General features: G+C 29.3%; 23 protein-coding genes and 1 riboswitch. Of the genes, 11 read left to right on the forward strand and 12 right to left on the reverse strand.

Features of this window, described 5'->3' with window-relative positions:
* Positions 1 to 373 precede the first annotated feature (373 nt).
* The 6 genes from ACWPW7_RS06610 (at position 374) to ACWPW7_RS06635 (ending at position 6,483) form a co-directional block, all read left to right on the forward strand.
* The gene (locus tag ACWPW7_RS06610; protein ID WP_454052865.1) at positions 374 to 2,110 is read left to right on the forward strand and encodes a peptide ABC transporter substrate-binding protein; all 1,737 of its coding nucleotides are present in this window, start codon (positions 374 to 376) and stop codon (positions 2,108 to 2,110) included.
* Positions 2,111 to 2,170: 60 nt separating this feature from the next.
* Positions 2,171 to 3,127, forward strand: coding sequence for an ABC transporter permease (locus tag ACWPW7_RS06615; RefSeq protein WP_291559623.1), 957 nt, complete (start codon positions 2,171 to 2,173; stop codon positions 3,125 to 3,127).
* Between the two features lie 13 nt (positions 3,128 to 3,140).
* On the forward strand, positions 3,141 to 4,058 hold the full coding sequence (locus tag ACWPW7_RS06620) for an ABC transporter permease (protein ID WP_454052866.1): 918 nt from the start codon (positions 3,141 to 3,143) through the stop codon (positions 4,056 to 4,058).
* 14 nt (positions 4,059 to 4,072) lie between these two features.
* On the forward strand, positions 4,073 to 5,104 hold the full coding sequence (locus ACWPW7_RS06625) for an ABC transporter ATP-binding protein (RefSeq protein ID WP_291559625.1): 1,032 nt from the start codon (positions 4,073 to 4,075) through the stop codon (positions 5,102 to 5,104).
* Positions 5,064 to 6,056, forward strand: coding sequence for an ABC transporter ATP-binding protein (locus ACWPW7_RS06630; RefSeq protein WP_454052867.1), 993 nt, complete (start codon positions 5,064 to 5,066; stop codon positions 6,054 to 6,056). Before ACWPW7_RS06625 ends, ACWPW7_RS06630 begins: the two co-directional genes overlap by 41 nt.
* Before the next feature lie 76 nt (positions 6,057 to 6,132).
* On the forward strand, positions 6,133 to 6,483 hold the full coding sequence (locus ACWPW7_RS06635) for a hypothetical protein (protein ID WP_454052868.1): 351 nt from the start codon (positions 6,133 to 6,135) through the stop codon (positions 6,481 to 6,483).
* 218 nt (positions 6,484 to 6,701) lie between these two features.
* Here ACWPW7_RS06635 and ACWPW7_RS06640 read toward each other — a convergent pair whose 3' ends face one another.
* Positions 6,702 to 6,845: a hypothetical protein gene (locus tag ACWPW7_RS06640; protein WP_454052869.1), complete on the reverse strand. Its 144-nt coding sequence runs from the start codon at positions 6,843 to 6,845 to the stop codon at positions 6,702 to 6,704.
* A 239-nt stretch (positions 6,846 to 7,084) separates the two neighbouring features.
* The gene (locus ACWPW7_RS06645) at positions 7,085 to 7,768 is read right to left on the reverse strand and encodes a Bax inhibitor-1/YccA family protein (RefSeq protein WP_454052870.1); all 684 of its coding nucleotides are present in this window, start codon (positions 7,766 to 7,768) and stop codon (positions 7,085 to 7,087) included.
* 859 nt (positions 7,769 to 8,627) lie between these two features.
* On the opposite strand from ACWPW7_RS06645, the gene ACWPW7_RS06650 reads away from it, so the two are divergent.
* Complete coding sequence (locus ACWPW7_RS06650; protein WP_454052871.1) at positions 8,628 to 10,136, forward strand: Na+/H+ antiporter NhaC family protein; 1,509 nt, start codon at positions 8,628 to 8,630, stop codon at positions 10,134 to 10,136.
* A gap of 150 nt (positions 10,137 to 10,286) precedes the next feature.
* On the opposite strand, the gene ACWPW7_RS06655 is transcribed toward ACWPW7_RS06650, so the two are convergent.
* The 6 genes from ACWPW7_RS06655 to ACWPW7_RS06680 form a co-directional block, all read right to left on the reverse strand.
* Positions 10,287 to 11,060, reverse strand: coding sequence for an ABC transporter ATP-binding protein (locus tag ACWPW7_RS06655; RefSeq protein WP_454052872.1), 774 nt, complete (start codon positions 11,058 to 11,060; stop codon positions 10,287 to 10,289).
* Positions 11,060 to 12,148, reverse strand: coding sequence for a FecCD family ABC transporter permease (locus ACWPW7_RS06660; RefSeq protein WP_454052873.1), 1,089 nt, complete (start codon positions 12,146 to 12,148; stop codon positions 11,060 to 11,062). Before ACWPW7_RS06660 ends, ACWPW7_RS06655 begins: the two co-directional genes overlap by 1 nt.
* Position 12,149: 1 nt before the next feature.
* Positions 12,150 to 13,163 (reverse strand): ABC transporter substrate-binding protein, encoded by a 1,014-nt coding sequence (locus ACWPW7_RS06665; RefSeq protein ID WP_454052874.1) that lies wholly within the window; start codon positions 13,161 to 13,163, stop codon positions 12,150 to 12,152.
* Positions 13,164 to 13,199: 36 nt separating this feature from the next.
* Complete coding sequence (locus ACWPW7_RS06670; protein WP_454052875.1) at positions 13,200 to 13,520, reverse strand: CGGC domain-containing protein; 321 nt, start codon at positions 13,518 to 13,520, stop codon at positions 13,200 to 13,202.
* A gap of 121 nt (positions 13,521 to 13,641) precedes the next feature.
* Positions 13,642 to 13,829: riboswitch (cobalamin riboswitch) on the reverse strand.
* A 501-nt stretch (positions 13,830 to 14,330) separates the two neighbouring features.
* Entirely contained in the window at positions 14,331 to 15,143 is an 813-nt protein-coding gene (locus ACWPW7_RS06675) for a hypothetical protein (RefSeq protein ID WP_454052876.1), read from the reverse strand.
* Positions 15,130 to 15,666, reverse strand: coding sequence for an RNA polymerase sigma factor (locus ACWPW7_RS06680; protein WP_454052877.1), 537 nt, complete (start codon positions 15,664 to 15,666; stop codon positions 15,130 to 15,132). The genes ACWPW7_RS06675 and ACWPW7_RS06680 overlap by 14 nt, the downstream gene beginning before the upstream one ends.
* Before the next feature lie 524 nt (positions 15,667 to 16,190).
* Between ACWPW7_RS06680 and ACWPW7_RS06685 the strand changes: the two genes are divergently transcribed.
* On the forward strand, positions 16,191 to 18,233 hold the full coding sequence (locus ACWPW7_RS06685) for a thioredoxin domain-containing protein (protein ID WP_454052878.1): 2,043 nt from the start codon (positions 16,191 to 16,193) through the stop codon (positions 18,231 to 18,233).
* Positions 18,234 to 18,264: 31 nt separating this feature from the next.
* Here ACWPW7_RS06685 and ACWPW7_RS06690 read toward each other — a convergent pair whose 3' ends face one another.
* The 4 genes from ACWPW7_RS06690 to ACWPW7_RS06705 form a co-directional block, all read right to left on the reverse strand.
* Positions 18,265 to 19,155 (reverse strand): polysaccharide deacetylase family protein, encoded by an 891-nt coding sequence (locus ACWPW7_RS06690; RefSeq protein WP_454052879.1) that lies wholly within the window; start codon positions 19,153 to 19,155, stop codon positions 18,265 to 18,267.
* A gap of 19 nt (positions 19,156 to 19,174) precedes the next feature.
* Positions 19,175 to 19,450: a hypothetical protein gene (locus ACWPW7_RS06695; RefSeq protein WP_454052880.1), complete on the reverse strand. Its 276-nt coding sequence runs from the start codon at positions 19,448 to 19,450 to the stop codon at positions 19,175 to 19,177.
* 429 nt (positions 19,451 to 19,879) lie between these two features.
* The gene (locus tag ACWPW7_RS06700) at positions 19,880 to 20,041 is read right to left on the reverse strand and encodes a DUF1540 domain-containing protein (protein WP_291568386.1); all 162 of its coding nucleotides are present in this window, start codon (positions 20,039 to 20,041) and stop codon (positions 19,880 to 19,882) included.
* 52 nt (positions 20,042 to 20,093) lie between these two features.
* Positions 20,094 to 20,252: a DUF1540 domain-containing protein gene (locus tag ACWPW7_RS06705; RefSeq protein WP_291568388.1), complete on the reverse strand. Its 159-nt coding sequence runs from the start codon at positions 20,250 to 20,252 to the stop codon at positions 20,094 to 20,096.
* 176 nt (positions 20,253 to 20,428) lie between these two features.
* Between ACWPW7_RS06705 and ACWPW7_RS06710 the strand changes: the two genes are divergently transcribed.
* The 3 genes from ACWPW7_RS06710 (at position 20,429) to ACWPW7_RS06720 (ending at position 23,349) form a co-directional block, all read left to right on the forward strand.
* Positions 20,429 to 20,674, forward strand: a complete 246-nt coding sequence (locus ACWPW7_RS06710) for a FeoA family protein (protein WP_454052881.1) — start codon at positions 20,429 to 20,431, stop codon at positions 20,672 to 20,674.
* Positions 20,675 to 20,684: 10 nt separating this feature from the next.
* On the forward strand, positions 20,685 to 22,811 hold the full coding sequence (feoB, locus tag ACWPW7_RS06715; RefSeq protein WP_454052882.1) for a ferrous iron transport protein B: 2,127 nt from the start codon (positions 20,685 to 20,687) through the stop codon (positions 22,809 to 22,811).
* A 322-nt stretch (positions 22,812 to 23,133) separates the two neighbouring features.
* Positions 23,134 to 23,349, forward strand: a complete 216-nt coding sequence (locus tag ACWPW7_RS06720; protein WP_454052883.1) for a transposase — start codon at positions 23,134 to 23,136, stop codon at positions 23,347 to 23,349.
* Positions 23,350 to 23,360: the final 11 nt, after the last annotated feature.

The raw sequence follows: 23,360 nt of genomic DNA on the forward strand, positions 1-23,360 counted from the left end.
TTAATATTTAGAAATTAAATTCATATTATTAAATTATTTGAGTTGGTAATTAGACATTTATTAACGAAGATAATGATTTTTAGGGATATATACTAATTTAAATACATATAATTGAATAAATTACAAAATGTATGGAAAATATTAATAAAAAATTCATTATGATAAACAATAAAATATAAGTTGAAATTATTGATCTTTAAATAGGTTTTGTAAATTGAAGATATTCAAATGCAATAAATTATTTATTATGTGGATAAAATTGCTAGTTTTATTAACCATCTAAAATTTTAAAGCTTTGTTTTAAACTCTGATAGAAATAGAGGATAAGTCTTCAGGGTTTAAATATATTTTATTTTAAAGAGGGGGTAAAAAAATGAAATCAAAAAAATGGCTTAGTATTTTATTAACAGCTATTGTGATGGCAGGATCTTTACTAGCATTTTCTGGTTGTAGTAAAGACTCTGATAGTGGGGAAAAAACAGAGCCAAAAAATACAACAGAAGTAACTGAAGGTAAAAAAGATGAGGAGCAATACTTAAAGACTATACTATTTGACCCTCAAACATTTGACCCTAATGAATGTCAAGACACATCTTCCCATACAATACTTGCGGCAACTCAAGAGGGATTAGTTAGGGCAAAGGTTGTAGATGGAAAGGATGTACTAGAACCTGCGGCGGCAGAAAACTGGTCCGTTTCTGATGATGGGCTTGTTTACACTTTTAAAATAAGAGACATGAAGTGGAGTGATGGAGTAAAGTTTACTGCTCAGCACTTTGTGGATTCTTATAGAAGAATATTAGATAAAAACAATGCATTTCCTTATGCGTATTTCTTATACGATATAAAAGGTGCAGAAGCATATAATAAGGGAACAGGAAAGGTGGAAGATGTAGGAGTTGAGGCTAAGGATGACAATACCTTAGTTATAACACTTGAAAGACCAACTGTTTACTTTGAAAAGAAATTAGTCCATTCATCTTTCTATCCAATTAGACTCGATATTATTGAAAAAGGCGGAGAAAATTGGAATACAGATTATACAAAACAAGTTTATTCTGGACCTTATAAAATAACAGATCTAATTAAAAATAATTCATTAGTTTTAGAGAAAAATCAAGATTATTGGGATGCAGAAAATGTATTTATAGAAAAAGTTGAAATGAACAAAATCGAGGAATTTTCAACTCAAGCTCAATTGTTTGAAGCTCACGAATTAGATGTCACAGGTTCTACACAAGAGTACATCAAAAAATGGACAGAAATGGCTGAAGAAGGTAAATTTCAAGCAGCAACAGGAGAAGCACCAGGTAATTGGTATTTTGGATTAAATGTTAAAGGCGGTCCAAGTGGAATAATGAGTAATAACAAAATAAGGCAAGCGGTATCATTATCAATAGATAGAGAAGATTATGTAAATACACTTAGTGGCAGATTTACTCCTGCTTATGCTTTTGTTCCAAAAGCTATAGATATAGGGGAAGATAACTATAGAGAAAAGGCTACAGAGTCATTAAAAGAAATGTCAGATGAATATAAAAATAATCCCGAAAAATTACAAGCATTATTTAAAGAAGGCCTTAAAGAATTAGGAAAAGACATTAATGATTTAAGTCAAATAAAACTTAAATATCTTGCTCGTGGAACTTCAACTGCTTCTAAGCAAGAACACGAATGGTATCAACAACAACTTGAAAAAAATTTAGGTGTAAAAGTAAATGTTGAAGTTGCCCCTGACTATGGAATTTGGAAGAAAGCAGTACTTGATTCAGATTATGATATTTCATTCTTTGGATGGAGCGCAGATTTTAATGATCCAATAAATTTCTTAGACCAGTTTGAAACTAATAATGGTAATAATGATATAAAATTCAGCAATGCAGAATACGATAAGATATGCAGAGAACTTTTAACAGAAACAGATCAAAATAAGAGACTAGAAAAACTTCAAAAGCTTGAAGATATATTAATAAAAGATGAAGCTGCAGTATCACCACTATATTATACTGATACAAGGAGATTTACACAAAATTATATTAAGAATTTTATGACTCCTAAATTTGGACCAGATTACGAGTGGAGATGGGCATATACTGAAGGTAGAAATTAATAATATATATGCACAGGGTATAAAAAGTCCTGTGCATTAATTAAATAAGGAGGGTGCTTTATGATTCGTTATACCATTAGAAGGTTTTTAGAAATGTTACTTATATTATTTATAATAGCAACAGCTACATTCTTCTTGCTTGAAGCAATTCCTGGAGATCCACTCATGCAAAAAGTTGAAAGATTGCCAGATAATATAAAAGAAGCAATGTATGAAAAATATGGATATAATAAGCCGGTTGGTGAGAGATATATGAAAACTATGAGTGGAATACTTCATGGAGATTTTGGACAATCAATAGTCTATCCAGGGCAGACTGTTAAATCTGTAATAAAAGAAAAACTTCCTGCATCTGCAAGACTTGGTATACAACAAGTTATAGTAGGACTTAGTTTAGGACTTATATTAGGAATTCTTGCTGCAATGAATAGGGGAACATGGATTGATCGTACCATAGTAACAGTAGCAATTTTATTTATATCTGTTCCAAGTTTTATTTTTGCTCTAGGGCTTCAAAAAATATTTGCAGGAAATTTAAAATGGTTTCCGATAATAGGTTGGCCTAGAGGTAAAGATTTATGGTTTGGAGGATGGAAATACACAATTTTACCTACACTTTCTGGATGCTTTGGATATATTGCATCCTATTCAAGACTTTTAAAGACATCTATGTTAGATGTAGTAAATCAAGACTATGTATTAACGGCTAGATCTAAGGGATTATCAAATACAAAAGTAGTAACAAGACATATACTTAGAAATTCTTTTATACCATTAGTTACCTATTTACCTATGACATTAGCTCTATGTATAACAGGTGCTTTCTTTATCGAAAGAGTATTTTCAATACCAGGATTAGGGCTTTACTATATAACTGCGGTACAAGCTCAGGATTTACCAATGGTTATGGGACATACCATAATCATCACAGCAATGTATATTATATGTATATTTATAACAGATATTTTATACACTGTGGTAGACCCAAGAATTAGAATTACTGGTGGAAAGAGATAGGGAGGGAAGCTGTATGGCTGAATTTAAGGCTGACGATTTTAAAGTAATTGGATGTGAAAATGCAGACAGTGATGTGATTAATAGACCTAATATAAGCTATTTTCAAGATGCCTGGAGAAGACTGAAAAAAAATCCTGTGGCAATGACTTCACTAGTGGTGTTAGTACTTTTAATGATTATGGTTATAGTAGGACCATATATCAATGGAAAAGAATTCATACAAATGAATAGTGAATTAGGAGACATGCCTCCTTCTGCAGAACATTGGTTTGGTACAGATAGAACTGGAAGAGATTTATTTTCAAGAGTTTGGTTTGCTGGCAGAATATCTATTGCCATAGGAGTTGTAGCAACTATAATACAGGTAATTTTAGGATCATTATATGGCGGCGTAATGGCATATTTTGGAGGATGGATTGATGAAGTTATGATGAGAGTCATAGAGGTAATCACAAGTGTTCCAGAGCTATTATTAATAATTCTTATGACGATGGTGTTCGGTAATGGTTATGTACCATTAACTATTGCTTTAACCATTACTTCATGGTGCGGTACAGCTAGGCTAATAAGAGGACAGTTAATGCAGCTAAGGGAAAGTGAATATGTTTTAGCAGCACAGGTTTTAGGAGCATCTCCTAAGAGGATTATAATAAAACACTTTATTCCTAATACCATAGGAGTATTAATATTAAATATAGCATCTAGTATACCATCATATATTTTTGCAGAGGCAGGTCTTAGTTTCCTTGGTATAGGACTTCAAGCTCCAAATACAAGCTGGGGTTCACTTATAGCTTATGGAAGAGATGTTATGGCATTTTATCCAACACAGCTTTTATTTCCATCACTTGCACTATGTATTACAGTACTTGCTTTTAACTTGCTTGGTGACGGCCTTAGAGACGCACTTGATCCAAGACTTCGTCAATAATAGGAGGGGAAATTATGAAAAAACAATTGGAAGTTAGGAACTTAAGAGTATCATACCACACCTATGCTGGGGAAGTTCAATCAGTTAGAGGTATGTCCTTTGATGTAGACAAAGGGGAATGTATTGCAATAGTTGGAGAGTCAGGATGCGGTAAAACAGTTACAGCAAAATCTATAATGGGCTTAATTCAATCTCCTCCAGGAGAAATAAAAGAGGGAAGCGAAATTATTTATAAAGGTGAAAATATATTAAATTTTTCAGAGAAGCAATGGCAGGATTTTAGAGGAGAAGAATGCAGCATGATTTTTCAGGATGCATTGACGGCTCTAAATCCAACCATGAAAGTGGGAAAACAAATTGCTGAAAATTTGATGATTCATAGAAAATTGAGTAAGGCAGAAGCATTAAATGAAGCCCAAAAAATGTTAGAGTTAGTAGGTATACCTAATGCAGATAAGAGAATTAATCAATATCCCCATGAGTTTTCTGGAGGTATGAGACAAAGGGCTATGATTGCAATAGCACTTGCCTGCAGTCCTAGCATACTTATAGCAGATGAACCAACCACTGCATTAGACGTTACTATACAAGCTCAAATAATAGATATTTTAAAAAATCTGCAAGAAAAATTAGGAATGTCTATTATATTAATTACTCATGATCTTGGGGTAGTGGCAAATTTAGTTGATAGGATATTTGTTATGTATGCTGGTAAATTAGTAGAAAAAGGAAGTTATGAGGAGATATTTTATAATCCTAAGCATCCTTATACTTGGGCGTTACTTAAAGCGGTACCAAGGCTTGATAGTGAAGGGAATGAAGAACTAGTATCAATACAAGGTACACCACCAGACTTAATTAAACCTCCTAAGGGATGTGGATTTGCGTCAAGGTGCAAATATTGCATGAATATATGCTTAAGGGAAGAACCACCATTAACAGAATTTGAGGAAGAACATACTGCTTCATGTTGGATTTATCATCCAATGGCTCCTAAAATAGAGAATGGTTTTAAAGCGGAGGTGTCTATTAGTGGAAGCAAATAATAATCTAATAATGGAGGTTAAAAACCTTAAGAAATATTTTAAAGTAGGTAAGAATGCTGTTTTAAAAGCAGTAGATGATGTAAGTTTTGATATATATGAAGGTGAAACTATAGGACTTGTTGGAGAGTCTGGATGTGGAAAAACCACCTGCGGAAGAACCTGCACAGGAATGTATAACAAAACTGATGGAAGTGTTATCTATAAAGGAAGGGATGTACACAAGCTATCAGGAAAGGAAAAGAGGCTTTTTGCTAAAGAAGTACAAATAATTTTCCAAGATCCATATGCTTCTTTAAATCCAAGGATGACAGTAGGAGATATAATAGCTGAAGGTATAGATATACATGGATTAGCATCAAATTCCAGTGAAAGAACAGAGAGGGTAAACGAACTATTAAAATTAGTTGGACTTAATAAAGAACATGCTAATAGATTTGTTCATGAGTTTTCAGGAGGACAAAGACAAAGAATAGGTATAGCAAGAGCCTTAGCAGTAGAACCTAAGTTTATAATGTGTGATGAACCAATATCTGCTTTAGATGTATCTATACAGGCACAAGTTGTAAATCTTTTAAAAAGATTACAAAGGGATATGGGACTTACCTATTTGTTTATTGCTCACGATTTAGCTATGGTTAAGCATATATCAAATAGAGTTGCAGTTATGTATCTTGGAGCTGTTGTGGAATTTACAGATAGTAAAGAACTATATAAAAATCCAGTTCATCCGTATACTCAAGCACTTCTATCTGCAATACCAATACCGGATCCTTTAGTTGAAAGAGCAAGAGAGAGAATTATGCTTGAAGGAGATGTACCTAGTCCCATAAATCCTCCACAAGGATGTAAGTTCATGAAAAGATGTAAATATGTGAAGGATATATGCAAAAAAGAAGCGCCAAAACTTAAGGAAGTAGCTCCCAATCATTTAGTTGCATGTCATTTATATTAGCTATAAGCAAATAAATAATTAACTAGTGAATATTTTTTTGTATTTTATATACAAAGGATGGGGATAAGATTTTATTATGAGTAAAGTTATGAGTTATTTTAAAGATATAATTAAATCGATTTTAGTAGGTATGATTGTTTCTTTAGTATTAATAATAATATCCGGCTTAGGCTCTATTTTAGTAAATGGGATTGATATTAAAGGTACCTTAGATATTATGAAAAGTACCTTATTTATTATAGGAGCATTTGGATTATTAATATTTTCAGGACTTATACTAAAACGGGATTCTAGGAGACCGTTAATATATGAGAAACAATGGAAAGAAAAGTTTAAGGTAATTAAATTTCAAAATGTATTAATGTTCATAGCTATAATGATTTTATGCTTTGGAATAATATTAGATAGAATTAGTTACTATTTTTAATCTTATAGTTTAATTCATGTGAAGCCCATAACTAGTCAACATGCTGATTAGTTATGGGTTTTACATGAATTATTATAAATAGGACTATTAAATTATTTATAATTTAGCAGTGTAGCAAATTTAAGTGATTACGATCATAAACTTATAATTAAATGAAAAATTAAATTATATATCAATTGAAACTATGTAAATTCATTGAGTCTTAAGGCTGAGAAGAATTATTTTCTTAGAATTCTAGGAAGTTCTTCTAATAATTTTTCCCTTGTAAAAGCATCTTCAGAATTCCATTTCATATTATCAACAAGATATACATATCCATTTTTAACAGCAGGTAAATTGTACCACAGAGTACTATTCAGCAATTCTTGCTATGGTTTTACAGATTCAACACTATTAAGTATTAATATGAAAATTCAATTTCCTAAAATTGTGAATATAGTTGATTATTCAGATACTAGTTTTAGTAAATATATGATTGTAATTTCTTATCTTAAAAAATTATAGAGCATCCCTTAGTTTAAAAAATAAATAATATTTAATACTATTTTATCTATTCAATAAAAAAATGTCCTAAATTCAAAAATTTAGGACATTTTTTATCTTATCTTCGTTTTCCTATTAATCTTAAAAGATAAATAAATAAGTTTATTAAATCAAGGTAAAGTTCTAGAGCAGCAACTATAGCAAATTTATTTAAATTTTCTTTATCAAATTCATAAGAATCTTGATGTATAAGTTTAATTTTTTGCATATCATATGCTGTTAAGCCACAGAATAAGAATAATCCTATATAACTTATTGAATTATAAAGTCCAGTTGAACCTATAAAAAAATTTGCAATACTTGCTACAATAATTCCTACAAGTGCCATAATACAAATTCTTCCTACAGTTGATAAATCTCTTTTTGATGTTAAACCAATCATACTACAACAGAAAAACATTATCGCAGCTATAATAAACACCGTTATAATAGAACTTAAGTCATAAAGAGCAAATATTGTTGCAAAAGTTATTCCACTAACAGCTGAATATAATAAAAACAATGCAAGCGCTGTATTAGTAGAAATATTTTCTAACTGTTTGTTTATTATTACAACTAATCCGATCTCTATAGCACATACTACAAAAAGTGAAGCACCACTAGAATATATTAAATTCATACAAGCTTCACTACTTGATACTAAATATGCAATAGCAAAAGTTATAACTAATCCCATAGTCATATAAAGAAATGTTTTACTAATAAATTTGTTTTCACTTTTTTTGTAAGAAACTTCTGTCATAAAAATCTCTCCTTTATAAATTATATTCAAAAAAATAACTAGTTAATATGCTTGTCTATTTTGTAGAATGTTTCCATCATAAGGATTAATAGTAGCTAGGCCATCATTTAGTCCCCATTTTCTTATGTGACATTAAATATACTTCCTATATTTTAACAGTTATTTTTTATATATTTAAATTAATATTACCATTTATTACATAAAATTTCAATGTTATATAAATTAAAAAATGGATAAATCAAATTTTCGCTAAATTTTGACTAAATAACCCTATAGCAATTGTATAAGTTTTATCAATATAATAGGAAAAATATAATGATTATAGTAAGAAACTTAAAACAATTTAAAATTTATTGAAAAAATTCTTGCTAAATTTTAAACTTTTAATTATAATTATAAACGATAAATGTATAAAAATATTTGAGACATAAAATTATATGAATTTTTTTTAAATAAAAAATGAACTATGGATAATTTTCTTTAAAATTTGTTGAAAACATAATTTTTTCACAATTATGAAATTTATTTTTGGCATTTTTACTTATTTATATGAGGTATTGCAATTAATAATACAAATATTTTAAATTTTATATTCTAAAATTTTTAATTAAAATTATACTTGATATTATTATGAAATTATATTTATAATAATATTTTATACCATTTAATTGAAAGAAATGTTGTTTTTTTCATATTATGTATACAAATTATTAACAAATTATTAGAATTCTTATAAAATATTGAATTATTTTATTTATACTAATATAATGTATTTATACAAAAATTTTAATTGTGAAAAATATGTAAAAATATTTTCATTTAAGTTGACGATTTTTGTTGACAAAAGGAGGAATTTGAATTGACTTTTTTAAGCGGGATTATGAAACTTTCGCCAATTGCAGTTTTAGTAGGCTTGATGATGGGTGGAATGGATGTTTTAATAGCAGCTCCACTTGCAACTTGCTGGGCTGCAATTATGGCATATGTAACAGAAAAAATCAAATTTAATGAGATTGTAGACTGCTCAGTTGAAAACGTTAAATCTATGCAATTAGTATTCTTTATACTAATGTTTGCGTATGCGATGGCAGCTGCGTTTATGGCGACTGGAGTTGGCGCAGCTATAGTTAATGTAGCTTTAAAACTTGGACTAACAGCAAGAACTGTTGCTGTTACAGGATTTGCGGTTACTGGAATATTGTCAATAGCAACAGGAACATCTTGGGGAACTTTTGCAGCATGTGCACCAATTTTTCTATGGCTTTCTCACATAGTTGGAGGAGATATTCTAGTAACAGTAGCTGCTATAGCAGGAGGAGCTTGTTTTGGAGATAATATAGGATTAATATCTGACACAACAGTTGTTAGCTCTGAAATTCAAAAAGTAGAAATAATTGATAGAATAAAAAGACAAGTTGGCTGGGCTGGTTTGTGTTTCGTTCTCGGAGCTATAGGTTTCTACATATTAAGTGTAGTTCTAAATCTTCCAAATGATTCAACTGTTAATGCAGCTTCTGCAATAGATGCAATTCCAAAAGAGGTTTGGGCTACTTTAGGACAAGAAAGACCAGCAGCAGTAGATTTGTTGAATCAAGTTAAGGATGGAGTACCTATATATATGGTAATACCATTAATCCTTGTTATAATAGCAGCTGCTAAAGGAATATCTACATTAGCATGTTTATCTATAGGTATAATATCTTCATTTATTCTTGGATCATTTGCAGGAACTACTGCATTACCAGAGTTTTTAGAGTTAGTAAAAGGTGGTTTTTCTGAAGCTGGACAAAGTGTAATCGTTATGATGATGTGGGTTGGTGCATTTGGAGGTATAATGGCAAAAATGAAAGCATTTGAGCCAATATCGAAGCTTGTTATACGTATCTCTAAAAATGTTAGACAACTTATGTTCTGGAATGGATGTTTATCAATACTTGGTAATGCATTGCTTGCAGATGAAATGGCACAAATTGTAACTATAGGACCTATAATTAAAGAATTAGTAGATGATAATGTTGAAGGTAGCGAAGAAGCAATATATGAGTTAAAAATAAGAAACTCTATATTCTCGAGTTCATTAGGAGTTTTTGGATCTCAATTGATTCCATGGCATGTATATTTAAGCTTTTATGTAGCTATTTCAAATGCTGTATATCCATTGTATACATTTACACCATTCTCATTTATTAAATACAATATAATGGCAGTAATTACAGTAGTATCATTATTATTACTTACTTTAACTGGACTTGACAGACTTATTCCGAAATTTGGATTACCTAGAGAGCCAGAAGTTAGACTTAAGAAGAAAACTAATATTAAAAATGACGATAAATCTTATGATGAGCCAATGAGAGCATCATCATAAAACAAAAGCCCATCTATATTTAAATAGATGGGTTTCTTATATTTTTTAATAATAGTTATTAAGAAATGATTATATAAAAATGCAAAAGGTATAATATTAAAAAAGTAAGAAGTCAATGTCATAAAACTCAAGGCTTATTACTAAAGTTTATTATTTTATATAAGGCGACCTATATATGATATTTAAAATGTCAGTTTCTTTATCGATCATAACCTTAGCATCGACCTCATACAAAGATTTTATTAGCTCCACAGTTAGAACTTCCTTTGGAGCTCCATAGCTAACAATTTTTCCTGATTTCATAGCATAAATTTTATCACAATATAAAGCCGCAATATTTAAATCATGGATAGCAGATATAACTGTGATACCAAGTTCTTTTACAGTAGCCATGAATTGAAGCTGATATTTTATATCTAAATGATTTGTAGGTTCGTCTAAAATAAGACATTCTGTTTTTTGTGCTAAAGCCCTTGCAAGGATTATTCTTTGCTTTTCTCCTCCCGATAAACTTGAAAAGCTTCGATTAGCATAACTTGACATACCTACCTTAGCTAAAGACTCTTCCATAATTTTGTAGTCTTCAGCATTATCTTTTTCTATAAATTTTTTATGGGGTGATCGTCCCATTAAAACCATGTCTGAAACAGAAAAATCAAAATTATAATTATTATGTTGAGACACCACAGCCATTTTTTTTGCACTTTCCTTCATAGAAAAATCTTTGATATTCTTATTATCTAAAAATATAGCGCCTGTAGAAGGTTTTAAAGTTCGATATATACATTTTAAAAGTGTGCTTTTACCACTACCATTAGGTCCTATAATGCCTACAAATTCCTTTCTGTCTGCATGAATGTTTAATCCCTTTAAGATATGATTTTCTCCTAAATGAGCTTCTAAATCTAAAGTTTTTACTTCCATTAAGCATTACCTCCAAATCCATATGACTTACTTACCATAAGATATATAAATACTGGAGCACCTATTATAGAAATCAATATTCCTATTGGTAGTTCATTCCCAGGTATTATGATTCTAGATAGTACATCTGCCCAAACCATAAATATAGCTCCTATCAATGCCGATAATATAATAATTCTTTTGTGATCCGTTCCAAATACCATTCTTGTAAGGTGTGGGATAATAAGTCCTACAAATCCAATCGTTCCTGACGAGTATACTATAAACCCAATTATTATAGATATGATGATTAGATAAAGTTGGCGATACTTATGTAAATCTGTACCTAAAGTTATAGAAACTTCATCACCAAGTAACATCAAATTAAGTGTTCTATATTGGGTAATAAAAAATAATGTAGCCAATATTACAAGTGGAAAAATTATTATTATATTTTCCCATTTTGCACCAGCAAGACTTCCCATCAACCAATAGGCTATAGTTTGCGCAGCATCTTTATTATTAGAAAAATATACAATAAAACTTGAAAATGCTGAGCACACAGTACTTAATGCCATACCAGCTAAAAGAAGTTTTGTTGAATTGGCTCTTCCATTTACATTTGCAAGGGTTAATACCAGTATTGATATTGCAAATGCACCTATAAAAGCACATATACCTACATAATTACTACCCAAAAAGATACCTACCCCAAGCATAATAGCTAATGTAGCTCCTAGAGATGCACCAGAAGAAATTCCTAATATATAAGGATCTGCTAGAGGATTTTTTACAATTGCTTGCATGGTTACTCCAGATACTGAAAGACCTATGCCTACAGCAACTGCCAAAATAATTCTTGGAAGCCTTATAAACCAAACAATATCATATACAGGGCCACTTGATAAAAGCTCCGGATTTCCAATGCTAAATAGTTTGTACATTATAATCTCATATACATCTTTTACGGAAATATCCACAGAACCCATAGTTACAGTTATTAGAATAGAAAAAAACAATATAATTACAAGTATAATGGAAACACCTATATAAGCAGGTGTTCCATTAAGTAATCCATTTTGTGTATTATCTTTACAATTTTTTTTCATTTTATTTATTTCCGTATAACTCAGGATATAATCCTTTTGAAATTGTTTTTATACCATCTAGTGTTCTTATACCACTAGAATAAACTTCACTTAACATTATAGAATTAACACGTTTTGATTTTACAGCAGAAACGCTTGAAAGTGCAGGATTGTGCATAATAGATTTTAATGCAGAATCTCTATCAATTGCTTCTCCATAATAAACAGTAAAAATTACATCAGGGTTAAGTTTTACTAAATCTTCATTTCCTATTTTACCATTAGATTTTGCAACTAAATCTGCTCCAACTTGTTTTGCTATGTCTCCACCTATACTATCTTCTCCATAAATTCTATATACACCATCTTTTTGTACTTCTAAAATCACTGCTTTAACAGACTCTTTGCCTTTAACAAAATCTTTAGCCTTGTCTATTTCACTTTTCATTGTGTTAACTATTTCATTAGCTTTGTCTTCTACATCAAAAATTTTACCCATGTTTAAAATATCATCATATTCATTTTGTAGTGTATTTGGGCTAATAACACCACTGTTTTGAGACATATATGTATTTACATTTCTTTCATGCCAGAAACCTACATCTCCAAGTCTTTTTTCATCAAACAGAGAATACCAGCTCAATATGAAGTCAGGTTGTAAACCAATAACTTCTTCTTTTGTAGGTACTTTTTCATAATATTTTATTTTGCTAAAAGCATCCTTATATTCTTCTTTAACATCGTGATCTAATCCAGAAGCAGCAACAATTTTATTTTGTAATCCTAGTGCTAGTAATGTCTCTATTGAATTTTGATATACTGCAACAACCTTTTCAGGTGATTTTTCAAATGTAACTTTTACAGGTTCTTTAGCATAATTATAAGTTGTAATTGTAACAGGATAATGTGAAGATTGTTTGTTGTTATCTTCTACCTTACTTTCTGTTTTAGGTGTAGTTTCTGTATTTTTATTACTACATCCAGTTGCTCCCAATACCATAAGTCCCACTAAAATTGCGCTTATTACCTTTTTCATCTAATTTTTCTCTCCCTTGTACATTTATTAATATTTTTAATGAGTGCCTTCTACTACTTCTATATGATGTTCTTCAAATATTGCCTTTATTTCTTTAGTTCTTTGACTTTCACATCTAACAACACAAACACCAAAATGAAGTCTTTCTACTCCTGCTTGTTCTAATTTTTTAGCAATATTCATTAAATTTTTATCAGAATTATTCGAACATGCATCGCAGGTAAAGAAGGACATAAGTTCTAAATTTTCATTTTTATATGTACTAAAGTGTTTTTCTCTATTATTTAAAGCTTTAAAACATCCCATGGTTGTACATATTCCATTAATTTTTTCACATACCCCAATAGCTATTTTCATTTTTTCCTCCTATAAAATAAATTGTTTCCTCATAAATAATAGCCCTTTAACGACAGTTAAAGGGCTATTTATTCAAAAAACATTTTTTAAACATTTATACCACCCCATCGCTCGTAGAGTTATTAGTACATTAAAATAGGCAGGTCTTCTGGCTTAAGCATCAACATTCCTACAGCCTTCCCAGTTTCCCAGTGGCATAATTGCAGGAACTCATCTATTACAGTGGCGAGACCGCGTGGGATTTTAACCCACTTCCCTTTTAATCAATAGATATTAAAAATCTATTAAACCTATTTCATAATTATTCGATTTTACACACTCATTTTAGCATTAATAATTGCATTAAGCAAATATTTTTCGACATTTTATCATAAAAAATTATTAAATAATCAGAAGTGGGTAATTTATATTATTTAATTTAATTATGATTTTAATATAATAAGAATTTATAGAGTTAATAGATTATCTGAGAAAATAGGAGTAATGTTCATGAAATGAGGTAAATATGCTGATGAGATATGTATGTGATAGCCAATGATAATACATGTTTTATAATTAGGGATGTAGTATATTAGATTCAAGAATATATTAAAGTAAATTACAGGTGATGAATATTATCACCTGTGGATAACCATAAGTTAATACAATTTTAATATCCTACTAATAATTGATTTATTAGTATCTCTTGATAATTGAATAGCAGCGGATTTCTGATTTTAATATTTTATGGACACGATTATTGTAATAGTATTTGTAAATTTTTTCTCGATTAACTGCTATTTTTTCACTAGTTTTAAAATTTACTTTTGCTTATTTTAATAATTCTTGTAGATATTTTTCAGCTTTTTTATTATTAGCTTTTGTTACATCAAGAGGTAAGTTGAATAGAGCGTTAGCACCATTGTAATCAGTATTAGGAGTGATTTCACCAGTTTTTTCATTATAGTTAAAAGCATTCACATCATAGAAACTGCTAGTGCTTATGCAAAGATAAAGTCCTCTGTCGGCAAACATTTCAACATCGTCACATTCAATTAATCTGTACATAACTCCATCAATTACAAATTCGCTATATCCACCATTCATAGAGGCTATGTTAACTAGCCATGGCTTTTGACCTTTTATTAGAGAAGAAATAAAAAATGGAACTTTACCATACTCTTCATCTTGGGTATTAGGCATTTTACTACCATCTTGCTTTGTTATTGACACTACGGCGTAGGTTCTATCTGGATGTATATCCTCTGCGGAACTTCTAAAGTCGCTTAAACCTCTACCTGATACGATTCCAAGCAAATTAAAATTATATCCACCTGAAACGACTGATTCGTTTATTTTAATTGCATTTTTACTGTCAAATGCATGAGCAAGCTTTTGATTTCCAAGGTGCTCAGTAACTTGTTTTGAGTTGAGAAGATGTAAGGCAGCAAATGCTGTTATAGACATTGCAAGGGTAAGTGCAGCAGCGATTAGTGCAACGGATATCCTTTTTTTATAAACTGGTTTCATAATATTATTCTCCTTTAATTGGTTTATAATTTTTTGATTTAAATCTTCACTGGGTTCAACTGTTGGAGAAAGAGCTTGCTTCAACAGCTGATCTAATTGCTCAGAGTTCTTCATATTTACTAACCTCCATTAAATTGCCTTTTAAGACTCTTCGAGCCTTATGAAGCCTGCTTTTTACGGTTCCAAGCGGAATCTTTAGTGCTGATGCTATTTCTTCATTTGACATTTCTGCAGTATAGTACATATACAAAGGAATTTTTAATTTATTATCCAGTTTATCTGTTGCAGTCCGTATCATAATGCATAGTTCATTGGATATAACTATATTTTCAGGGGTTAGTGTATCCTTGAATACGTAACCATTGTTTATATCTTCACTAAGTTTCTCTATTGGAGCTATTTTTTGTCGCCGGGCATATTTACGGCGATTGTTTTTCCATAGCCCTATTGCAATGGAAATGAGAAATCCTTTAGGATTATTATCTTTATCAATTTTATGGCACAACTCCATCGCTTTCAGAAATGTTTCTTGATATAAGTCATCTGTATCAGACTGGTTTTTCGTAAGATTGTGACAAAAGCTATAGATGGCTTTACCATGCAATTCAATAAGATCATTTAAATCTGCAATGTTCACGTAAATCCTCCTTTCAGTATAATTAAACTTTCCTTTCTAAATATGTTTTCATATATATATTGTCGCGACATAATAAAAGGTTCATTTTTATGTTTGGAATTAGAAGTTTTGTATATTATTCCTTGGTAAAGTGCTCTATAAAATTTTCATTGGAGTTGAACAAAAGATATGTGTTTATCAAAGGTTATATATGATGTCAAATATAAGCATAACATTGTATGGGGGTTAATCAAGTTATTAGTATTACTAGTTAAAAAATCCATTAAAGAAATTATTTTGATTAAAAATAATTTCCACCTTAATTGTGAATTTTGCATTGGAAATTGTAAATTAGAATACTTAAGGGTGTAGCTATATTAGTTATACATTAATTTTAAAAGTAGTTTATCTATAGTATTTAATGTTATCTACAAGGAGTTTAAAGTAATTGAAGTTTGAATAATGTGGCATTTTTATGTTACTGAATACTCAGATTGAAACGTTGGAATACTAAAACAAAATATGAAAAAATGGAGGGGCATATAATGACATTATCTGAAAAAGAACAAACAGAAGTAAGAAAGGCAAATAGATTGATAAATGAAAAATCACCATACCTATTACAGCATGCTTATAACCCTGTAGACTGGTATCCATGGGGTGAAGAAGCTTTTGAAAAAGCTAAGAGGGAAAATAAACCTATCTTTTTGAGTATAGGTTATTCTACCTGCCATTGGTGCCATGTTATGGAAGGAGAATCTTTTGAGGATGAGGAAGTAGCAAAGGTATTGAATGACAATTACGTTGCTATAAAGGTTGATAGGGAAGAAAGACCAGATATAGACAGTATATATATGAATTTTTGTCAGGCTTATACTGGTAGTGGTGGATGGCCACTTAATATAGTCACAACTCCAGATAGAAAACCTTTTTTTGCAGGTACATATTTTCCTAAAAAAAGCAGGTTTGGTATAAAAGGAATTATTGAAATTTTAAATTCTATAAATCAATTATGGACAGAAGACAATAAAAGGGTATTACAATCTAGCGAAAATCTCTTAAATTATATGAGAAATCACTCTAGTAATATAGAGGAAGGAAATTTAAGTAGAGAGGTTATAGATAAAGCAGTAGATGAATTGAAAGAACATTTTGAAGGACAGTATGGTGGATTTGGAAAAGAACCTAAATTTCCAACCACTCATTATATATTATTCTTATTAAGGTATTATGAGAAGAATAAGGATGAGGAAGTCCTAAGAATTATAGATAAAACTTTAGAGGGAATGTATAAAGGCGGTATTTTTGATCATGTAGGATTTGGCTTTGCTAGATATGCTACAGATATAAGATGGTTACTTCCTCACTTTGAAAAGATGTTATATGATAATGCTCTTTTAGCCATGGCTTATGCAGAAGCTTATAAACTAACTGGAAAGGAACTTTATAAAAAAGTGGCAGATAATATATTTACTTATGTTTTAAGGGATATGGTTTCTTCAGAAGGTGGATTTTACTCTGCGGAAGATGCTGATTCTGAAGGAGTAGAAGGTAAATTCTATTTATGGAGTTTAGAAGAAATAGAAAATATATTAAATGAAGAAGAATTTAGCTTATATACTAGACTTTATGATATAACAAGTGATGGAAACTTTGAAGGAGCCAATATACCAAACCTTATAGATACAGATTTAAAAGAGTTAAGTCCATATAGAGAACAATTAGAAACTATAAGAAAAAAGCTTTTTAATTATAGAGATGAAAGAATTCATCCACATAAAGATGATAAAATATTGACTTCTTGGAATGGATTAATGATAACTTCATTAGCTTTAGGTGGAAGGCTCCTAGATAATAAAGAGTATATAGAGTTTAGCGAAAAAGCATTGAACTTTATTTTAAATAATTTAATAGATGAAAAGGGGCGCTTATATACTAGATATAGAGATAAACATAGAGCGCACAAAGGTATTATTGATGACTATTCTTTCTTAATTTGGGCTATTATAGAATGTTATGAAAGTACTTTTAAAATAGAATATTTAGAAAGTGCAATAGAATTAAGTAATGAAATGATAGAACTATTTTGGGATGAAGAAAATGGAGGATTCTTCTTATATGGTAGTGATGATGAGGAATTAATTGTAAGACCTAAGGAAATCTATGATGGAGCTATACCTTCCGGAAATGGAGTAGCCTCATTAGCTCTTTTAAAGCTTTATTATATTACAGGGAAGGATAAATATATAGATATAGTAGATAAAAACTTTAAAGTCTTTGGAGGAAAAATAAAGGAAAATCCTATGTATTATTTATTTTCAGTAATAGCTTATATGTATAGAGAATATAGTGTAAGAGAAATAACTATTGTAGGAGATAAGAAAGAAGAAATTGATAGTATTTTAAAGGAGATAAATAATAAATATAATCCTTTTACTTTGGTAACTTTAAGAGGAAAAGAAAGCAACATGATTTTAGATTCAAAAGAGATGATAGATAATAAAACTACTATTTATGTATGTGAAAATTACAATTGTAAAACTCCTATAACAGATATAAATGAATTAAAAAACATATTAAATAATTAAAACTAAGAAAGCCCCAATATTGGGGCTTAAATTATTTCTTTTCAATAACTTCTGTAAATTGTGCTTTAGGTGATTCATGGTTTAGTGATTCAAATATAAAGCCTTGAGCTTTCAATCCTTCAATTATTTCAGGAAGTGCTTCTGGCGTAGTGTCTTTTGGATCTAAATCATGCATTAATATATTGGCGTGCTTAACATATTTAGCATCTTCTAATACTCTATTAACAATTATATTTTTATCTTGTCTAAAGGTGGCTGCATCCATTGAGTCTACATTCCAATCATAGAAGGTGTAGCCTAAATCAGTCATATGCTGAGCTAATTCCTTCATGAAATTTGCACCATTATTATAGTTTAAACTTATTGTATTATTTGAACCACCCGGAAATCTTAAAATTTTAGAAGGTTCTTTTCCCGTAATTGTTTTGAGTTCATTATCGAGTTTTTGTACGTCTTCTACAAAACTTTCTTTTGTACGATAAACTTTGCTGTAATTATGAGAAGAAGTATGATTTGCTAAAACATGTCCACGATTAACAATCTCTTTATATAAATCATCCATACCATCTTTATGATTTACAAAGAATGTAGCCTTAATGTTATACTTATCTAAGGTGTCTAAAATATTTTTAGTATGCTTAGATGGACCATCATCAAAAGTTAAATAAGCAATTTTAACTTTTGAAAGTGCTTGTTCATAATTTTTTTGTTTATTTTGTACTTCAATTTGTAAATTTTCATTTTCTTTTGTTAGAGTTTCTTTAGAAACTTTTATTTCTTCAATTTTATTATGTAATCTTTTATTTTGAGATACGGCCATTATAACTCTTACTTGACTAAAAATAGTAACAGATAGGGTTAATAATATGAAAGATAATAGCAATATTTTTTTTATGTTAAAGCCTGTACTCTTTTTCCCCATAACGCATCCTCCTTAATATTTAATTTGAACTCTTCGGAAGAGAGTTAATTTTATTTTCCAATTCAGTTTTAGATTGATTTAATTTACTATTTTTAGATTTTAAATCAGTAGCTTCTTTTTCAAATTTTTCTATTTCCGTTTTTAATTTATTATTTTCTTCATTATATTTTTTTATTTTAGAATTAGTAAATGGAAATAGTAATAATAAGATAGCACATAAAGTAGCTACAATTATTCTTCTACGCTTAGAAGATTTTTTTCGTCTAGATGCTCTACGTGATGATACCTCTAACATAACAACTCTCCTTTTAATTTATAGTTTGTACATATTTAAGAATATTCAAAAAGTAATTAACCAGTTATTTCATTTCATAGGTCTCAATCAACATTTAGTATAAATAAATATTGATTATTATGGTTTACAAATTAGTTACAAGCACCAAAATTACCAACTTTATATAAGAATAATTTTAATATTTTATAAAGCCTTGCATAAAAATACTCTCTTAAAGACATATGCATTCTTGGATACTTATATCCTAGATTTTCAATATAAATATTTAAAATAAATCATCAAATTTTTACATAGAATTAAATCAATAATTTAATTCTATTAAAAGCACCAATATCCTATTGGTAATTATATCATATAAAGTAGAATTTTATAAATTAAGGTATCTAAAAGAAAATAAAAAATAGCACTTATCATGCTATTTTTTATTTATTAATGATCTTTTTCAAAGCTTCCACAGTCAGTACATTCAACTACTTTAGCTTCAGGTTCGTGTTTAACAATGTGAATTCTATTTAACGTGCAATAGTTATCTTCTTTATAATGATATTTACACTCACTTACTGTACATCCTATACTTGAATTCATATCCATAAGAATATCTCCTTTATCATATTTAAAATTTAATTACTAATAGTTTTGTTAATTATTGTTCTTTTTCAAAGCTTCCGCAATCTGTACATTGTATAGTTTTTGCATCATTTTCATGTTTTACAACTTCTATTTTGTTTAATGTACAATAATCATCTTCTTTATAGTGATATTTACATTCACTAACTATACACATAATACTATCATTTTTCATAATTACACCCTCTTTCTAAATTCAAATATTGTTATGTTCATAATCATAGTGTGTGTATTTAAAAAAGCATTTATTCTTATAAATTTATATTTGAAATCAATAAAATATGTAATTGTAGCCATATACATTATTTTACATATTATAAAATAGAGATTAAATTTAAAGAAGGTGAATAAATGGAAAAATATTTTAAAAAATTAAGCGAAGTTAAGGTTGGAACTGTAGTAGTAATTTCAGAAATTTTATCAAAGGGTCTGTCAAAACAAAGATTATTAGACTTAGGTTTTGTTCCTAATACAGAATTATATGTATTAAGAGAAGCACCTTTAGGTGAACCAACTGCTTATTTTATAAGAGATACCTGTATAGCTTTAAGAAGAGAAGAGGCAGATAATATATTAGTATGTGAAGAAAAGCTTTAGGAGGTATATTATGGGATTAACCTTTGATTCTACTAAAAAGAAAAATTTAAAAGATATTCAAATAGTTAATAAGAAAAATGGTAACCAAAACGTTATTGCAGTAGCAGGCAATCCCAACACAGGAAAAAGTACAGTTTTTAATGCTCTAACAGGACTTCGACAACATACAGGTAATTGGCCTGGAAAAACAGTAGTTAATTTTCAAGGTAGTTTTAATTATAAGGAGAAAGAATTCATCTTAGTAGACTTACCAGGAACTTATTCTCTTTTAGCTAGTTCGACAGAAGAAGAGGTAGCTAGAGATTATATTTGCTTTGGAAATGCAGATTTAATTGTGGTAGTTTTAGATGCTACTTGTATTGAGAGAAATTTAAACTTGTTGCTTCAAATATTAGAAATTACTCCTAAAGTCTTAGTTTGCTTAAACCTTATGGATGAAGCAAAAAAGAAGAATATAAAAATAGACATAGATGAATTAAGTAAAAAACTAAAAGTACCTATAATACCTACTTCTGCAAGAAGTGGAATAGGCATAGGAGATTTAAAAGAAGCTATATATGAAAATGTACTTAAAGAAGAATGGGAAGAAACTTTAAAAATAAATTATAGTGAAGATATTAATAATGAAATAGATAAAATATCTTCGTTACTTGAAAAAAAATATGGTGGAATAAATTATAGATGGACTGCACTTAGATTGTTAGATGGAGATGAGAGTATAAAACAATCTATAAGAAAATATGTAAGTGAAGATTTTATTGTAGACGATAAAGAAATTGAAGAGGAAATTAAAAATTTTAGAGAGAAACAAAATAATAAGGTAAGGGATATAATTGTATCCGATATATATGAGCAATGTGAAAATATAGTAAGAGACTCTGTTAATAAAAGTAAAAATAAAATATTACAACAACAAAAAATAGATAATATATTAACTTCTAAAGCAACAGGTATTCCTATAATGCTTTTGATGCTAACTTTAATCCTATGGATAACTATTGAAGGAGCTAATGTACCCTCGGAGCTTTTAGCTAAGGTGCTATTTTCTTTTGAAGATAAACTTATGAATTTACTTATTACAATAAAATTGCCTATATGGCTTCGTGAAATTTTAGTTTTAGGAGTATATAAAACTTTAGCTTGGGTAGTTTCAGTTATGCTTCCACCTATGGCTATATTTTTCCCTCTATTCACTATATTGGAGGATAGTGGATACTTACCTAGAGTTTGTTTTAATTTAGATAAAGCATTTAAAAAAGCTTGTTGTCATGGTAAGCAAGTCTTAACTATGTGTATGGGTTTTGGTTGTAATGCAGCAGGAGTTATTGCTTGTAGAATCATTGATTCACCTAGAGAAAGGTTAATAGCTATATTAACTAATAGCTTTGTTCCTTGTAATGGAAGATTTCCAACTTTAATAGCTCTTTCTATAATTTTTGTAGGAGGCACTTTTGCATCTGATAGAGCTAATTCTATAGTAGCAGCATTAATGGTAGTGGCTTTAGTAGTTCTAGGAGTAGTAATTACATTAATAAGTTCCTTTATTTTATCTAAAACTATATTAAAAGGAATTCCTTCTTCCTTCACTTTAGAACTTCCACCATATAGAAAACCTCAAATAGGTAGAGTTATATATACTTCAATAATTGATAGAACTATGTTTGTATTATTTAGAGCAATGGTAGTAGCAGCTCCAGCAGGACTTATAACCTATATATTAAGTAATGTAATGATTGGAGATATGAGTATAGTAGCACATATTGCTAATTTTTTACAACCTTTTGGAAAACTAATAGGTCTTGATGGATATATATTAATGGCTTTTTTATTAGGACTTCCTGCAAATGAAATAGTTCTTCCTATACTTTTAATGGGATATTTATCAAATGGCGTTATGATTGAACATGACAGCATAGAGCAGCTTAAGAATATACTAGTTAACAATGGCTGGACATATCTAACATTATTGAATACCATGTTATTTTCTTTATTACATTTTCCTTGTGGTACAACTATTTGGACTATTAAAAAAGAAACCGGCAGTAATAAATGGGCATTAGTATCATTTTTGATGCCTACTGCCATTGCAATAGTGGTTTGTTTTATAACAACTCTTATAAGTAAAATAATTTTTTAAAGTAATAAATTATGAGATATAGAGTTTTTACAATTGATAATTGACGATTGTTGTGACTTCTCCTTTAAAGGAGAAGTTTTCAATTATTTTAAATATTAATAGTTAAGAAACGTGACAATCATTCACAATTTTACTTTTTACTTTAAGTAATCTTATTAATTTTTAACGTAACTAGCAGAAGTCCTCATCTTCAAGGAAGTAAGGTGGGGATGAATGCGTAAAAACAACATGCTTATACTATATTAAATTACAGAAAATAGTGATACTAATGGATTTAGATAGTAACAATTATTAAGTATTCTCAGTATATTACCACCTATTATTGGTAATATACTGTAGAAGAGAAGTTATCAATGATGTAAGTATAAGATTAAAAGATATATTTGATAATATAAGTAAAAATTATAATATAACAACTGTAGAATGGGAATATTATAGAAATCATGTTCAGATATTATTCAAAGCACATTCTAATAGTGAGTTATCAAAATTCATAAATGCTTATAACAGTCGGGAGCGTGACCATAGATATAGTTAAAAAATATATAG

The sequence above is a fragment of the Clostridium sp. Marseille-Q7071 genome, assembly GCF_965112025.1.

What these genes read in the sequence shown, in the direction of transcription:
- ACWPW7_RS06665 (WP_454052874.1), bottom strand. Translation starts at nt 13,163, where the DNA reads ATGAAAAAGGTAATAAGCGCAATTTTAGTGGGACTTATGGTATTGGGA.
- ACWPW7_RS06695 (WP_454052880.1), bottom strand. Translation starts at nt 19,450, where the DNA reads ATGTTAGAGGTATCATCACGTAGAGCATCTAGACGAAAAAAATCTTCT.
- ACWPW7_RS06615 (WP_291559623.1), top strand. Translation starts at nt 2,171, where the DNA reads ATGATTCGTTATACCATTAGAAGGTTTTTAGAAATGTTACTTATATTA.
- ACWPW7_RS06625 (WP_291559625.1), top strand. Translation starts at nt 4,073, where the DNA reads ATGAAAAAACAATTGGAAGTTAGGAACTTAAGAGTATCATACCACACC.
- ACWPW7_RS06670 (WP_454052875.1), bottom strand. Translation starts at nt 13,520, where the DNA reads ATGAAAATAGCTATTGGGGTATGTGAAAAAATTAATGGAATATGTACA.
- ACWPW7_RS06710 (WP_454052881.1), top strand. Translation starts at nt 20,429, where the DNA reads ATGGAAAAATATTTTAAAAAATTAAGCGAAGTTAAGGTTGGAACTGTA.
- ACWPW7_RS06700 (WP_291568386.1), bottom strand. Translation starts at nt 20,041, where the DNA reads ATGGATATGAATTCAAGTATAGGATGTACAGTAAGTGAGTGTAAATAT.
- ACWPW7_RS06635 (WP_454052868.1), top strand. Translation starts at nt 6,133, where the DNA reads ATGAGTAAAGTTATGAGTTATTTTAAAGATATAATTAAATCGATTTTA.
- ACWPW7_RS06620 (WP_454052866.1), top strand. Translation starts at nt 3,141, where the DNA reads ATGGCTGAATTTAAGGCTGACGATTTTAAAGTAATTGGATGTGAAAAT.
- ACWPW7_RS06630 (WP_454052867.1), top strand. Translation starts at nt 5,064, where the DNA reads ATGGTTTTAAAGCGGAGGTGTCTATTAGTGGAAGCAAATAATAATCTA.
- ACWPW7_RS06690 (WP_454052879.1), bottom strand. Translation starts at nt 19,155, where the DNA reads ATGGGGAAAAAGAGTACAGGCTTTAACATAAAAAAAATATTGCTATTA.
- ACWPW7_RS06645 (WP_454052870.1), bottom strand. Translation starts at nt 7,768, where the DNA reads ATGACAGAAGTTTCTTACAAAAAAAGTGAAAACAAATTTATTAGTAAA.
- ACWPW7_RS06685 (WP_454052878.1), top strand. Translation starts at nt 16,191, where the DNA reads ATGACATTATCTGAAAAAGAACAAACAGAAGTAAGAAAGGCAAATAGA.
- ACWPW7_RS06610 (WP_454052865.1), top strand. Translation starts at nt 374, where the DNA reads ATGAAATCAAAAAAATGGCTTAGTATTTTATTAACAGCTATTGTGATG.
- ACWPW7_RS06655 (WP_454052872.1), bottom strand. Translation starts at nt 11,060, where the DNA reads ATGGAAGTAAAAACTTTAGATTTAGAAGCTCATTTAGGAGAAAATCAT.
- feoB (WP_454052882.1), top strand. Translation starts at nt 20,685, where the DNA reads ATGGGATTAACCTTTGATTCTACTAAAAAGAAAAATTTAAAAGATATT.
- ACWPW7_RS06705 (WP_291568388.1), bottom strand. Translation starts at nt 20,252, where the DNA reads ATGAAAAATGATAGTATTATGTGTATAGTTAGTGAATGTAAATATCAC.
- ACWPW7_RS06675 (WP_454052876.1), bottom strand. Translation starts at nt 15,143, where the DNA reads ATGAAGAACTCTGAGCAATTAGATCAGCTGTTGAAGCAAGCTCTTTCT.
- ACWPW7_RS06660 (WP_454052873.1), bottom strand. Translation starts at nt 12,148, where the DNA reads ATGAAAAAAAATTGTAAAGATAATACACAAAATGGATTACTTAATGGA.